Annotated in this window: 12 protein-coding genes; 6 read left to right on the top strand and 6 right to left on the bottom strand. The window is 40.5% G+C overall.

The genetic code is table 11. The annotated features are described in order from the left end of the window. Positions 1-70: 70 nt before the first annotated feature. The 4 genes from ACQY1Y_RS14315 to ACQY1Y_RS14300 form a co-directional block, all read right to left on the bottom strand. Positions 71-1,309 (bottom strand): RNA-guided endonuclease InsQ/TnpB family protein, encoded by a 1,239-nt coding sequence (locus tag ACQY1Y_RS14315; RefSeq protein ID WP_430013004.1) that lies wholly within the window; start codon positions 1,307-1,309, stop codon positions 71-73. Continuing rightward, positions 1,281-1,874 (bottom strand): IS607 family transposase, encoded by a 594-nt coding sequence (locus tag ACQY1Y_RS14310; protein ID WP_430013003.1) that lies wholly within the window; start codon positions 1,872-1,874, stop codon positions 1,281-1,283. The genes ACQY1Y_RS14315 and ACQY1Y_RS14310 overlap by 29 nt, the downstream gene beginning before the upstream one ends. A gap of 499 nt (positions 1,875-2,373) precedes the next feature. Continuing rightward, positions 2,374-3,156 carry a DUF3153 domain-containing protein gene (locus tag ACQY1Y_RS14305; protein WP_430013002.1) on the bottom strand — a complete coding sequence of 261 codons (783 nt, stop codon included), beginning with the start codon at positions 3,154-3,156 and terminating at the stop codon, positions 2,374-2,376. Beyond that, positions 3,153-5,411, bottom strand: a complete 2,259-nt coding sequence (locus ACQY1Y_RS14300; RefSeq protein ID WP_430013001.1) for a ribonuclease R family protein — start codon at positions 5,409-5,411, stop codon at positions 3,153-3,155. Before ACQY1Y_RS14300 ends, ACQY1Y_RS14305 begins: the two co-directional genes overlap by 4 nt. A gap of 89 nt (positions 5,412-5,500) precedes the next feature. Here ACQY1Y_RS14300 and ACQY1Y_RS14295 point away from each other — a divergent pair, with 89 nt between their 5' ends. Both ACQY1Y_RS14295 and ACQY1Y_RS14290 read left to right on the top strand, forming a co-directional pair. Next, a complete protein-coding gene (locus ACQY1Y_RS14295) occupies positions 5,501-5,632 on the top strand; it encodes a hypothetical protein (RefSeq protein WP_002732870.1) in 132 nt (43 codons plus the stop codon). Between the two features lie 201 nt (positions 5,633-5,833). Next, positions 5,834-6,700 carry a hypothetical protein gene (locus tag ACQY1Y_RS14290; RefSeq protein ID WP_430013000.1) on the top strand — a complete coding sequence of 289 codons (867 nt, stop codon included), beginning with the start codon at positions 5,834-5,836 and terminating at the stop codon, positions 6,698-6,700. Positions 6,701-6,960: 260 nt separating this feature from the next. Here the strand turns inward: ACQY1Y_RS14290 and ACQY1Y_RS14285 are convergent, their stop codons facing one another. Further along, positions 6,961-8,253, bottom strand: a complete 1,293-nt coding sequence (locus ACQY1Y_RS14285; RefSeq protein ID WP_430012999.1) for a DUF4377 domain-containing protein — start codon at positions 8,251-8,253, stop codon at positions 6,961-6,963. 163 nt (positions 8,254-8,416) lie between these two features. Here ACQY1Y_RS14285 and ACQY1Y_RS14280 point away from each other — a divergent pair, with 163 nt between their 5' ends. From ACQY1Y_RS14280 to ACQY1Y_RS14270, 3 genes are all read left to right on the top strand, one after another. After that, complete coding sequence (locus tag ACQY1Y_RS14280; protein WP_002733791.1) at positions 8,417-8,761, top strand: YbaB/EbfC family nucleoid-associated protein; 345 nt, start codon at positions 8,417-8,419, stop codon at positions 8,759-8,761. Positions 8,762-8,820: 59 nt separating this feature from the next. Next, positions 8,821-9,543, top strand: a complete 723-nt coding sequence (locus tag ACQY1Y_RS14275; protein ID WP_272104190.1) for a pyridoxine 5'-phosphate synthase — start codon at positions 8,821-8,823, stop codon at positions 9,541-9,543. A gap of 67 nt (positions 9,544-9,610) precedes the next feature. Then, positions 9,611-9,922 carry an MgPME-cyclase complex family protein gene (locus ACQY1Y_RS14270; RefSeq protein ID WP_002734125.1) on the top strand — a complete coding sequence of 104 codons (312 nt, stop codon included), beginning with the start codon at positions 9,611-9,613 and terminating at the stop codon, positions 9,920-9,922. 41 nt (positions 9,923-9,963) lie between these two features. Here ACQY1Y_RS14270 and ACQY1Y_RS14265 read toward each other — a convergent pair whose 3' ends face one another. Next, complete coding sequence (locus tag ACQY1Y_RS14265) at positions 9,964-11,604, bottom strand: phospholipase D-like domain-containing protein (protein WP_430012998.1); 1,641 nt, start codon at positions 11,602-11,604, stop codon at positions 9,964-9,966. 343 nt (positions 11,605-11,947) lie between these two features. Between ACQY1Y_RS14265 and ACQY1Y_RS14260 the strand changes: the two genes are divergently transcribed. Continuing rightward, positions 11,948-14,374 (top strand): dynamin-like GTPase family protein, encoded by a 2,427-nt coding sequence (locus ACQY1Y_RS14260; protein ID WP_002740487.1) that lies wholly within the window; start codon positions 11,948-11,950, stop codon positions 14,372-14,374. Positions 14,375-14,854: the final 480 nt, after the last annotated feature.

The raw sequence follows: 14,854 nt of genomic DNA, 5'->3' as shown, positions 1-14,854 counted from the left end.
AGGCGATCGGGTTTGACTGCACTAGAGTAAGTTATAAGTTAATCTTGTTCTTGTTAGTGCAGAATAGTTACTAATTCTGTACGCAAATATTGCATCTAGAATTAGCTTTGTACGCTTTGACCCGTACTGGGTTAACTACGAACCTCTCTATCGGATTCCCGCTAAAGGCGGCCTCTCCGACTACCTTTCTTCCAATATTTAAGGAACCATTAATATCTGCTCCATAGAAATAACCCGACGAGCTTCTGAATAGTCCTCTTTTAATTCTCTTGCCTAAATAGCTTTTTTGCTTTTGAATAGACTCTAAGTCCAAGAAACTACATTTAGAGGTATAGCTTTCATTAGTTGTTTTGACCTCTATTCCTACTAAATTTGCTTTATAGGTAAGTTGTTCGATAAACCTTGAATGAGGAATATTTACGAATGACTGGTTATTTCTATCTCCAATATTAATGTTTTGTTTCCAGCCTTGATTATGACCAATAACTAAAAGGTTAATTTGATGAGCTAGTAATTTATCAATAATATATTCACTAGCGGTGTGGAGGTAATAATCCACCTGGCAATTACGCTTTAAAGTTAAACCTTGTATTCTTTTACTGGTCTTCTGGAGACTGGGTAATTCCGATTTGAGTTTAGCTAGTGTCTTGTTGTACTTTTGATTGCAGGATTTTAAGGCTTTTCCACATACTAAAGTTGGCTGAAATTCGGGAATATTAGAGGTAACAGCAGCTAGGTTATTTAAGCCTAAATCGATAAAAGCATATCTTTCTCCCTCTTGACTTGATGAGGATGGTTGTTCATAGACAATCTCTAAACAATAAGCACCCAATTTAGGAATAATCCTGACCTCTAAGACTTTCTTTAAATTAGTTTTAAATTCTAAATTAGTCCCTGATAGCTTGATTAAACCTTGCTTCAACGCTTTTTTAGAAATGGCTTGATAGTTATAAGTTAAAACGTTTCTACCTTTTTCCTTGTCTTTGTATCTTGGCAACTTAGGCTCTCCTGTAAATTTATCTGGCGATTTTTTGTATTGTTCTTTCGCTTTTTGGTAGGATTTAAAGGTTTTTTCTACTTGCTTTAATACTAACTGACTTACTTTGGCGGGTAAGGCTTGATAATCTGGACTCATTTTTAAGGCATGATGTAACTCAGTCATTGTTAAAAATGGTTGATGTGAAAAGAAAACTTGACGGTTTAAATAAACAGCACAATTATACAGATTCTTCGATAAAAATCCTAATTTATCAATTACTGAATAATTTTTGTGATTAAATTTAATTAGATGTTTTTGAACTAATTTCATCATTCTCCTCAAGGCATTTAATTAAACATTCTGTCTTTCTATTTCGTCGTCTTAATGAGTATAATCGAGCGCAAAATGAGGTAATTATGCTCACGAAGTCTTCCATTAAATCGTCTTTTCTTTCTTCTGCTAGATTCACGACCTCTATATCTCTATTTGTTTGAGTTAAAAGAACTTTCAGATAATTAAACCCTACTCTGCTTAAACGATCTTTATGTTCTACGACAATCAAATTATAATCAGTTTGTTCTAGAAGTTTTAATAATAGCTTTCGATGATCATTGACTCCACTTCCTACTTCTTTAACTACTCGAACAATTTGATAGCCTTTCGCAATACAATAAGCTTCCAATCTTTTTGCCTGAGTCTCTAAGTCAGATTGATTTTCTGAACTAGAAACTCGCGCATAAATAGCTACTTTATTTTCACCGCAAGAACGGTCATCTTCAAAAATAATAATTGTTCCTGTAGGAAGACGTTCTCCTTGTAACTGCCCTCGATTCCACATTCTCCAAGCAGTGTCATAACTGATCCCTTTTTTCTTAGCATAATCTGATAGTTTCATGTGAACTGCAATGTAAACTTGTACTAACCATATTAGCAGTTGTTTGCAGTCATTTGCATATATTTTTTACAAAACTTTACAATACAATCTTTTTAGGCTGCCGCATACTGATGAGCCTTTCTTTGTCAACTCTTGAGGTTGATGCTTTTCATTTTTGAATTGGCACTTTCTTGCGTCAGGCTTTGGCCTCTGTCCATCACCCCTTGAATAGGGTTGTCTCTCTTATCCCCACTGCTGATTTTTCTCTCTTTGTCAACCCCTAGACCTGAATAGCAGCAATTCTCAGTTTTAGACACAGCAAGCCTTTTAGGGATTTAAAGAACATTTTAAAGGGGGATTTTTGGCGCAACTTTGGGTGTACTATCACGTCAAAAGCCCGAAGACTCGTCAAATGAAATTCGCCATCCCATTGAATTTCACCCCGTATTATGCGAACTAACTCCCAAAAGCCTTGCTACAGGGCAAATTTAGAATTGCTGCCTGAATAGTTACTCTCAATTTAAGTCGATGGGGATACACCAGGCAAGCGTTTATATTTCAAGTAATAGGCAAAAACTGTTATTACAACAATAATTATTGTGCCGATACCCAAATAGTTAGGAACCCAAAAAGCCGCGCCAATGGTGTTAATTTCTCCCGGTTTTAAATGCCAAATTAACTGATTGTCAACTTGTTCTACTGGGGGATTTAATCCTGAGTCATCTTCAATATTTTGACCAGCTAAGGGAGTCTTTAAAGCGAAGTCGATATCAACTAAGGAACCGGGGCTAATGATAATATTTCCCTGTTCGGAAAGTACACCCAAAGCCCGCAAATCAACGGTTAATTTTAAGTTTTTCTGGGTCAAAAAGAACCAATCTTGTTCTGTAACTGCCAGTTTTGAATCCAGTTGCAGTAACTTTATATCATCAGTATTAGCGGAATTTTTAATTTTAAAGGAAGAACTAGGATCAAAAAATTGATTGAATTTTTCCTCTAATTCCTGACTATTACTAAAGGGAATAGTGACAATTATTTCTCGTTCGGAAATATGATCGGTTTTCCCCTTAAGTAATTTTGCCCTCTGTTCGATACTATTTAACCATTTAGTGGCTTCGGTTTGACTGAGACTGGTTAAGCGTTGTCCGAGGGTGATATGTTGAATAATTTCCCCGTGGTGTTGGTGGGGAAAATTAATGCCCACATCGTAACGGACACAGCCAGTTAAAAAGAGAAAAATACCGCATAAAAAGGGCAGAATAAAGCGGTTTTTCCCGATTTTTTCGGTGGTTAATTGATTCATAATTGATCTTCTTCTAAGTCGTCATAACTTGCTGAACTGCCACCGCTAACCGTAACTAGATCGATTTGCTGACGATAATAGTCTACATCTTTTATCTCCACTTCTACCTCATCACCGAGACGATAGGCAACGCGATTTTTCCGTCCTACCAAACAGCTATGACGAGCGCGATATTCGTACCAATCATCCTTGAGAGAAGAAACATGGACCAACCCTTCCACTAATAAATCGGAAATTTCCACGAAGAAACCATAGGATTGTACACCAGTAATTAAGCCGCGAAAAACTTGACCCATTCTTTCTTTCATTTTCTCGGCTTTTTTCAATCCTTCTAGGTCTTTTTCCGCATCTTCAGCAATTTTTGAGCGATCATTGAGATGGGAAACAATTAGGTGGCTTTCTTCTTCCAACTCCTCCTGAATTTGACTTGGGAGAATATTCCAATGAATCTGTCCATGACAGCTATTACTGCCCAAATTAACCCCGACTTTGACGATTTTGCTGCGGCGATCTTTCCCCTCGGTTAATAGGAGTTTTAACACTCGTTGTACCCAAAGATCCGCATATCTTTGTAGGGGTGAGAGACAGTGGGTATAATTGCTAGGATAGGCCAAACCAAAATGGGGCAGAGGATGACTACTATATCTAACTAATTTGAGAGTTTCTTGCAGGAGATAATTGAGGACTTTCACCGATGAGGAAGCGGAAAAAGTGCGGGTGAGATTTTGATAGTCATTGGGTTTAATCTCCTCCTCGGCAGTTAAATTTAATTCTGCCCCTAAATTATTGGCCAATTTGAGTAAATCCTCCAATTCATCCCAATCTGGTTCCGATTGTCCACAGTAGATACAGGGCAATTTTAAGGCCTGTAAATGTTCAGCGACGACTTTGCCGGCTAAAATTGCCACTTCTGTCAGTAAAGAACGGGCAGGTAAATTATTAGAAGCGAGAACAGTCCCCCCCCGTCCTTCGTCTTTGTAGGGGGAGATTTTGTCTAATTGAATATCAAAACTACCCCGCTGCAGACGTTGGGATTTTAGGGTGGGGCAAACGCTGAAAAATAAGTCTTTCAGGGTTTCAACGGTATCGGTGGGGGCAGCTGCGCTATCTTCTTCACTGAGCAGATCGCGCACCTGTTGATAGGTAAAATGTTGATCCACTTGGATGAGGCTGCGGGTGATTTCGTACTCCACTAGCTCCCCCTTGTCATCGAGGGTGACGAGGATAGAAATAGCGGGGCGCTGTTCTTGGGGTGACAGGGAACAACGACTGGCAAGGGCAGCCGGGACTAATGGCAGCACTTTTTCGCCTAAATAGACGGCTGTTCCCCGTTTTTTGGCAACTTTATCCAATAATCCGCCCCGTTCAATGTAACGGGTGACATCGCTGATATGAATGGCGACTTGCCAGCGATTTTGGTTGATTTTCTCTAAAGAAAAGGCATTTTCAATGATTGGGGGATAATCTAGAGGGGTGTCATCTTCGATGGTAAAGGTGAAGAGTGGGGTTAAATCTCGCAGTTGTTCTTTTTCGCCACTATCGAAGAAATCCGCTAAATTATCGGCAATTTCGAGGGCTTCTGGCGGAAAATTATGGGGTAGATCGTGTTTACAGGAGACGATATCCGTGTCGGCAGCGGCCTCGGCCGTGGAACCGAGAACGCGAGTAACTTTACCGATGGGAGGCATTTCCCCTAGGGGATAACGGAGGACGGAAACATGAACGAGGTGATCGATGTTTTCTAGGAGATTTTGACCATTTTCGAGGAGATTAAGGGTAAATTTCAGACGATCATCGAGGGGAACCGCCACAAACTGCTCATTTTCCTGTTTTACTTGCGCTAGAAGCGAAGGATTAGCTCGTTCGAGAATTAATCTCACCTCTCCTTCTGGGGAACGACGACGGGTTCCCTCGCGGATGATTTTGACTAAAACTCGATCGCCATTCCAAGCGTTACTGAGATGATTTTTCGAGACGTAGATGTCATCAGCATCTTCGATATCTTGGATAGCAAAGCAAAATTCTTTACTGGAACAGCGCAGCTTTGCTTCTACGATATTTTCCTCGATCACACGACGATAGCGCCCCCGTTCTTTGACAACCATTCCCAGACGTTCCAAAGCATCGAGAATCACTTGCAATTTTTCGCAGCTTTCGGGATCGTCTTCGCAGCCTAATTTTTTTTCGAGAAGTTTACCCGTAGCTAATTTATCATCACTAAGATGAGAGAGGAGTGTGGCGATCGAGAAGTCCATCTAACAATAATCCTTACTTACAAGACACTGACGGAATGGTGGACAATTAAGTTTAAATACTTATATAATGAGAGGATTGATTTAAACCATTGACTCGAGAGATTATCTCTATCGGGCTAATTGCGATCGCTGGTGGTGACAGTGAAGGTAAACTGACCAAGCATCGAACACCCGAACCTACCCTGAGAATTATCGAAGCCTTCGTTAGTATAAGCCAATAGCGAACACTGGCAAACCTTTTGGCGATCGCTCATCTTGCTGGCAGAAGCTTCAGCCTAGTAGAATCTTGTTACTGTGGGCAAGGCTAATCCTAGTACTGAAAATTTTATCTAATCTTTAATCCTAGCAAGAACTTGCTACATTTTTCCATAATTACGATAGAGTATTTTAGTATAAGTACAAAAGAACTCGAAAAAGTCACCATGTTGCAAAAGTTACGCCAACGTTACCCCCAAGTTGCCCTGATTAGCGAGTTAGTTCAAATCGATCACGGCAAGTATATTGTGAGAGCGATCATCGAAATTGAGGGAAAAACGGTCGTTACAGGTTTAGCAGCGGCAGATACGGTGGAAATCGCCGAAGATAGAGCCAGAGAACGAGCTTTACTGCTTTTAGAGGCTGAAAACACCCCCGATCTCCAGCTTGTGGAAAAAGTCAGCCCCAATAATATTTCTCTACCGTCCGATTTACCTAAAACCGTCCCTAGTACCAAAAAATCGACTAAAACGGCTAAAGTCACTGAAATACCTCGTCCTGAAGCTAAAATTGAACCGGAATTACCCCAAGTTCAGGATATTCCCCCGGCTAAAATTGAACCGGAATTACCCCAAGTTCAGGATATTCCCCCGGCTAAAATTGAACTGGAATTACCCCAAGTTCAGGATATTCCCCCGGCTAAAATTGAACTGGAATTACCCCAAGTTCAGGATATTCCCCCGGCTAAAATTGAACCGGAATTACCCCAAGTTAAGGATATTCCTTTACCGGAACCAGAGCCTTTATTATTAGAAACGGAAACCGATAATTACTCCTTATTATCAGAATTGCCAGAAGAAGCGAGTTTAACTGAAGAAGAACCCCCGGCACCGGAACCAGTTGTTGTTATTCCCGAAGAAATCGATTATTCAGTGCTTAAAACTAAAATTGATGTGGAGATGAAACGATTAGCTTGGACTACAGAAAAAGGTCGAGAATACCTGATTTCTACCTATGGCAAAAAGTCCCGTTTACTGCTAACTAACGAGGAGTTATTAGAATTCTATAACTACTTATCTAGTATCAGTGCCTAATCACTAAACCTGCTGCATAAATTAAAAATCTTCCGTTAAGTGAGGAGTCTCCAAGCCAGTATTCTCCGAGTCAGGAGAAGCGGAAAGAAATAGATTATTTTCTAGCAATAGAAAAGCGATCTTTTTCTGGAAAATGCGATTAAAAACTCACTTTTGCGGGAGATATAATAAAAAAGGAAGCTATTAGCTGCCAGTCTTTTTCTCCCTATCTCACTGATAACTGATAACTGATAACTGATAACTGATAACTGATAACTGAATTAATTTCTTACTGCTTCTGTTTCCGCTTCTTTGGGAACAACAACTGGCACTCCGCTGACTGTTTCAATTTGATAAACAACGCGACTTAATTGGGAAGGACAACAGAGAGGATCCGTATCTTTATAGCGATTAAAAACCACAATAATTCGAGCGCTATTTTGTAAAACAATTCTCTGAGATGCACCATCAGTGCGGGAATCCATCGGTCGCGGGGAAAGAGTGCCAGCGAATTTACCATCGACAAAAACAAAGTCTTGATAACCCATTGGTCGGCACATTCCATCCACTCCACTCATGGCCGAAATAACGCTAGTTTTGCCATAGGTTTGCACGGCCCCGTAGAGTAACCATCCTGCTTTATTAAGTGCTTGATCATTGGCAGTAATTGCTGGACGAACCTGTTCACGACACTGGTTATCGATCACGGTTTTAACGGGAGATTTGGGGATAGGGGACTTGGCTTTATTCCAATTAGTTAACGGTCGATCAAACCAAGCTCGCGGAGTCTCTTTTTCTGGGGTTTGGCTAATAACTTCTAATAGCTTCCATGTTTCGGAATTTTGATTAGTAGCTGGATTGGAGACGGTTTCAACGCTAACTTTAATTTGATAGAAAAATCCTGGTTTATAATCAAATCCCTCGATACTATTAGGGAACAATCTCCAGTTTTCCTCGGGTTTTTCTCGCATCTGTAAACAGTCTTTGGTTGTGCCTTGGCCACAGGGTTGTTTCCGAGAATGGATATAAATGGTCTTTTCCGTGCGCGTAGTGGTCGGTGCGGGGGTAAAAGTGAGTATTCCTAAACCTTCGGGAGTACGATAAAATAATTGTAAATCGCCTTTAGCTGTCACTTGGAATTGTTCCACTCCTTGCAAGGCAGCAAGATATTGATTTTCTTGTTTCATCTGCGGTTCCGGACAGGCTTTTTTGGTAGTAGCGATCGCTTGATTGATCTGAAGCGTGTCATCATTGACTTGATAGCCAGTATTATACTGGTTGCATCCGGCCGAACCACTGAGGATATTTTTCTGGAAAGCGGCGGTAATTTCCGTTTCTTTCACCAAACTTCCGGCTGTCCACCCCCTTAGTTTCCATCGAGTCCCCTCCAAAGGGGAAATATTAGCGATCGCCGCTTTCCCCGCTAAAGCACAACTTAGGGCAATTGTCAAGAAAATTCCCGTTTTTTTGGCGTTCAAAATTGCTATTCTCCTCGTCAAAGCAACAATTCTATTATGGCTTGGGGCGGTTGCCCAGCGGCCCGGGATGAAGGGTAGAAAAAGACTTTTCCCCATTCCTTGACTCCTTCCCTTGCCTTGATTCTATCAGAGGCAAAAGCCGATGGTCGTCCCCCGATTGCAGAGCTTTGATCGTCCTCCAATGGCCAAAAGTTGACCCCAGTTCACCTTAAGCAGTACAATAAAAACCTTGAGTGACCCCTTAAACAAAAAAAACATCATGGCACAAGGACAAGGATTCGGATTCGGTCTCGGTAAGATTAAAGAACTACAAGACGCTTTCCAAAAAGCGCAACAGGTGCAACAAGGGGCCAAAGTTCTGCAAGAAGAACTGGAAACTATGGAAATTCCTGGCCAGAGTGAAAATGGCTTGGTGACAGTCTATCTCAGTGGCAACCAAGAACCCCGGGGGATTGAAATCGACCCTTCTCTCCTCTCCCAAGATCTGGAGATTGTGGCTGGGTCTATTCTAGAAGCCATGAAAGCCGCCTATGATGCCTCCACGGAAACTATGCGCAGCAAAATGGAAGAACTGACCATGGGTTTAAATATCTCCAGTATGTAATCGCTTTTGACCGCAATGGTAAGATGGAAAGTTGGACTAACAAACAAGGAGGTTCAACTTTGCTGACTTTGGGTGTCAATATCGACCATGTGGCCACAATTCGCCAAGCGCGTCGTACCGTGGAACCGGATCCCGTGGCGGCGGCAGTTTTGGCTGAAATCGGCGGTGCTGATGGCATTACCGTTCACTTGCGCGAGGATCGTCGTCATATCCAGGATCGCGATGTGCGGCTCCTCCGGCAAACGGTGCGGACTCATCTGAATCTGGAAATGGCCCCGACGGAGGAAATGATCGCCATTGCTCTCGATATTAAACCTGATTATGTCACCCTTGTCCCCGAAAAGCGCGAGGAAGTGACCACGGAAGGGGGGATCGATATGCTGGGCAATTTTGACCGTTTTTGTCGGGTTGTCGAGCGCCTACAATCGGCTAATATCCCCGTTAGTTGGTTTATTGATGCCGATTTTGCCCAAATTCAAGCGGCCGCTAATACGGGGGCGAAATTTATCGAACTCCATACTGGTCAATACGCCGAAGCACAACAGGAGAGCGATCGTCAAGCAGCATTAACAATTCTTAAAGAAGGTTGTGAATACGCTTCCTCTCTGGGTTTGCGGGTGAATGCTGGTCACGGTTTGACCTATTGGAATGTTTATGCCGTCGCCTGTTTGCCCAATATGGAAGAATTGAACATTGGTCACACAATTATCAGTCGTGCGGTTTTGGTCGGGTTGGAACGGGCTGTTAGGGAAATGAAATTGGCTATGCGTGGGCAATTGTAAAGGCTATCAGCTATCAGCTAATCTCCCGACTAGGGAACAATTACACTGAAAAATTAAAGGAAAAATGATGACAACTTATTATTATTTGGTAGCCAGTCAAAAGTTTTTAGAAGAAGAAGCGATCGAAAAGGAAGTTTTGAAGGAAAGAATCAGGAATTATCAAGAAAAAGGTCAAGAAATTGATTTTTGGTTAATTGCCAATCCAGCTTTTTTAGATACCCCCGCTTTTGCCGATATCAAAAAGAAAACTCCCCAACCAGCAGCGGCAATTGTTTCTCTCAACCAACAGTTTATTACCTGGCTAAAATTGCGTCTAGAATACGTGATCACTGGACAGTTTGAGGCTCCTTCCGATAGTATTCCCGATCCGTTAAAATAGTCCCTTTTGGACTGGGGCCAAAAATACAGACGAGACAATCATCACCAGCTAACTTTGCCTTGCAGCTTGTTAATTTTTCCCTTACCGATTCCCGACACTCGATCCAAATCTTCTAGGGAAGTAAAGGGTTTTTCTTGCCGGGCTGCGATAATTTTTTCGGCTAATTTGCCACTGACACCGGGTAAAGTATCTAATTCTTCTTTGGTGGCGGTGTTTAAATTAATTAAGCGATCGCTTTTAATTATTACAGATTGGGGGCAGTTTTTTCTATCCCGTTCGATCCGATTTTTAATAGTTTCCGGCAGTCCTAATTTAGCGGTACGGTAAAGATATTGAAATTCTCGATCGAAATGAGCGGCAACGGTGGGATTATCGATAATAACTAAAGCTTCATCGTTTTGATGGTTAGCAGCTGCTGACCAATTATGAGAACCAGTGATCACAATTTTATCATCGATTAAACCGAATTTATGGTGTAACTTATCTCCCGCCGCTAGAGCGGGAACTCCTAGGGTATTAATTGGGTTTTGCCAAGGCTGATTATCTGGTTCATAACGACATTTATTACTGAGAGCAACTCCTAATAAATCTAATCCTTCGCTATAGTATCGGAAGGCAAAACTAGGATCAATTAAAGCTTTAATTTCTATCCCTTTTTGATGTCGTTGATCGAGAATATTAGCTAAAGGCTGTTCCGTAAGGACAAACAGGGCTAAATCCACGGATTTTTTAGCTTTATTTAAAGTTTCACCAATGAGACCATTGCTAGTAATTGCCCAAGGATAAGCGGTAGAATCGGGGGAAAATTTTACCGTCAGACTACTATTACCGATAGTAATTGTTTGTGGTTTTCTCTGGGGTTTATCTAACCCAAATCTAGGACGATCTTCCCTTCCCCACATCAGATTAAATTCTTTTTGAAAAACTCTAGCTAGTGGGGGATTAGTAATTACTAATAAGTGATTGGCATTCCCGACAGTTTGGGGATTAGAAAAGTCTCCATGAATATCACTTAAGGTATAGTTAGCTGAACTGATTAAAGTAGTGTGATGATCAATAACCATGAATTTATGGTGCATTAAACCACTACCTTTTGAGCGATCTGCACTATCATCAATTAGGGGAATACCAGCTTTTTTGAGGATAGTAATTGCATCTCTTTGGGCGATTTCCTCCGCACTTAATTTACCATCTCGATTTAGATCAACTAAATCAAAAAGGTTTTGATAACGTTCCTGTTCTCGATCGCTTAATTGTTCTTGGTTTTTGGCTAAACTATGAATAGGTTGATTGTAAATATTTTCGAGGATAACCCTAACTTTAATTCCCTGCTGCTGACGAGCAACTAAAGCTTGAGCGATGGCGGGTAAACGTAACTCTTGCACCGCTAGATCGATCGAACTTTTTGCCGAGTTAATATTATCAATAATAATCTGTTCTAAATTATCCCCTGGACGATTAATTTGGCGATAGGGATCGGTATAATTTGAACCCTGGGCCTGATTATAATTAAAATAGACTTGAATATATTGATCTTGGGGCAAGGGTTGGGGACGATTTTGGATAGCATTGAGAGAATGACAGCCACCCAAAAGAAAAACTGTTCCTAACAAAAATCCTAACTGTCTCATCGGCTGAATTTTTTTTAATCTCAATTTATCTATTGCCATTTTTGCCCACATAATTATCATTGTACTAGGATTGAGGAGGAGTCAGGAGAGAATTTTTACCTAAGGAGGTTCTCGGCAATCAGTATGTACTAAATTGATTATAAGTAGTCGGACATAAATTCTGTTGTCTATCTTAAGAAATGTAAATTGCCGCAATTCTTACTGACTACTGACTCCTTACCCCACAGTTAACTTTACTTTTGTCCAACTACTTAATCAATCCTGATTCTAGATTGAAGACGATGACTTTGTCCTTGATTGCTTAAATCGCCGACCAAAGATCTGACATCTAGTTAGTGAATTTTGTTATAATCTGGGAAACAATAGCACTGTTCTTCTAGATCTGGGTTTTACCATGACTGAACTTTTACCCCAATGCAGTAATCTGGCTGGTAATGTTAACAGTATAATTGAACTATTAAAAGGCGAATCCTCTCTCCGCAATCAACAGGATACCAGCAAGATAGAAATCGCCCTACAAAAAGCCATTTCTCCCAAATTTGAAATCGTTTTCGCTGGTGCTTTTAGTGCGGGGAAATCAATGTTAATCAATGCACTTTTAGAGCGAGAATTGCTGTATAGTGCCGAAGGACACGCAACGGGTACAGAATGTTATATTGAGTACGCAGAAGCTGATGAGGAAAGAGTGGTTTTAACCTTTCTCAGCGAAGTAGAAATTCGTACTTTAGTCGATACCGTCTGTCAAAATCTGCAATTAACCAATCCCAGTAACATTAATTCCCCGGAATACTGTAGTCAGTTAAACCAATACTGTCAAAAAATTATCGAACAGGAAGGGGGAGAAGGCAAATCCGAGCGAGCTAAACAAGCTCAGGGTTTAAAATTATTAATTGAAGGATTTACTCAAAATCGTGAGCGAATCCATACCCTGCATAATGCCACCTATTCCATGGAACAATTTCACTTTTCTAATTTAGCAGAAGCGGCCAGTTTTGCCCGTCGTGGTAGTAATAGTGCCGTCTTAAAACGTCTAGAATATTACTGTCATCATCCTCTCCTTAAAGATGGTAACGTTTTGGTAGATTTGCCCGGTATTGATGCCCCAGTCAAAAAAGATGCCGCCTTAGCCTATCGTAAAATAGAGCATCCTGATACTTCGGCAGTGGTTTGTGTTTTAAAGGCTGCTTCTGCGGGAGAATTAGCCACAGAAGAAACGGAATTACTCGAAAAAATTCGCTCTAATGCTGGTATTCGTGATCGAGTTTTTTATGTTTTTAACCGCATTGATGAAACCTGGTACGCAGCCCAACTAAAACAACGTTTAGAAAACCTGATTCAAACGCAATTTCGTGATACTTCCCGCCTCTACAAAACCAGCGGACTTTTAGGATTTTATGGGTATCAGGTGAAAAATCAAACCAATATTAATCAGCGTTATGGTTTAGATTCTATCTTTGCCGAAAGTGTCAAAAATTTAGGAGGACAAGAAGAAACACCGCAATTTGTCAGCGAGTTTAATAACTATTGTGCCAACTCCGGTAAATTACTGGCAACTCCCTTTAAAGTTTCCATCCACGGTTATGAAACTCCCAATAAAAATTATTTCCGAGTTTTAAGTGAGTGGGGAACTCCTTTACTAGAGCAGTTAATTGCTGATAGCGGTATCGCAGAATTTCGCACGGCAATTACTCGTTATCTCACCGAAGAAAAACGTCCGCAATTGTTTGCTAATTTAGCCGATGATTTACAATCTCTCTGCATTACTCTGAAAAATCATTATCAAGGGATTTATCGTGATTTAGAAAGTCAACCACGAGAAATTGAGGCGATGAAAGCTCTGGAGTTAAATCACCTCAATCAAGAGTTAAAAGAAGTGGGAGAGAAATTAACTAAACATATCGATGGTTATGTCAATGCTATCGTGGTTAATAGCGATGAAAACTTTGAGGAAGACTTTAAGAAACTGAAAGCGAGAATGGTATCAAGATTGGATGAGTTATTAAATACTTTTTCTGTCAAAAATGCTTACTCACAAGCGACTTTAACCCATCCCCGCAATGCTACAGCACCTTTATTAGCAGTATTGGTAGAAGCTTTTTATTATCTGTCTAACCAGCTAGAAGATGTGTTGATTGAGGAGTCAACAAGTTTAATTAGTCGCTTTTGTCAGCGTCTTTTAGATGCGGTAAGGCAAGGTGATTATTATCGGCAAATTTATCGTTTATTGGGTAACGATAGTGGCATAGAAAATCAGCTAAAACAGCTAGAAGATCAGTTAATTCATGCCTTAGTTTCCGAAGCGAGAACAGAGTGCGATCGCTATGTAAGAGAAAATCACAATTTTTACAACGAAGGCACTTTTTCTATCTTTCAATTTCGGCAAACTGTCCAACAAACTGCCCAAGGTTATGACTGTGAAAGTATTCTTGATGCTGAACCTGCTATTCGTCAATTACTTAAGTTAGATTTTGAGCCAAAAGTATCAGCGACAATTCAGAAAAACTTCCGTCAAACTATTAATAATACTCTGAAAAATCAATTGATACCAATGGCAAAAAAACAAGCCGATACTATTCTACAACAGTTCAATCAAGCTCGTTCTTATCTAGAACAAACCTTAGAACAGGAAGCGGCAGAAAAAATTGCGAATAATGCCCACAAACAGGAAGAAATTAACCAAAAAATTGAGAATTATAACCAAGCGATAAATTCTCTCAATACTTGTTTAACTGCTATGGGTTTACAGAAAAATCATTTACCTGTCATTGGTGAACAAGAATTAGAGATTGCCCCTGAAGTTGTTAATCACTCCAGCAATTAATATGGGGAAATTATCGGCATGAAGCACCAATTCCAGTGTGAATTGGCGTTGTCTTTGAGTAAAAAATGTAAGTTATACTGGCTCTTCGTTACTTGTTATGGTTCGATAGGGGGGCATAGATCGACTAAATCCTTATCTGGCAAGAGACTTAATTGATTAGTTCGCTCTAGATAAAAAACAATTGACAAAAATCGCTAAATGACTTTCTATATAAGGGTTCCATCCCTTATAACCCCCGTCCATTGCATAACACAAACCGAAGAGCCATAATCAATCCCGATTCTAGGCAGTAATCTGGCTGGTCATGTTAACAGTATAACTGAATTATGTCGTCCTTTGTATCCGGTAGAAGAATGTGCGGTTAGGCAGTTTTGATCATTACCCTTAATTAGGGTTTGATCAATAAATGTGAAATGTAGGCAAGGTAAGGGTTTTGTGGCTTTTCTGGCGAAACAGGTGCCAGATTTTGAGAGAATCGTG

The organism is Microcystis ichthyoblabe FBCC-A1114 (assembly GCF_050500245.1).
Taxonomy (GTDB): domain Bacteria; phylum Cyanobacteriota; class Cyanobacteriia; order Cyanobacteriales; family Microcystaceae; genus Microcystis; species Microcystis ichthyoblabe_A.
This window is presented reverse-complemented; position numbering and strand designations above follow the sequence as displayed.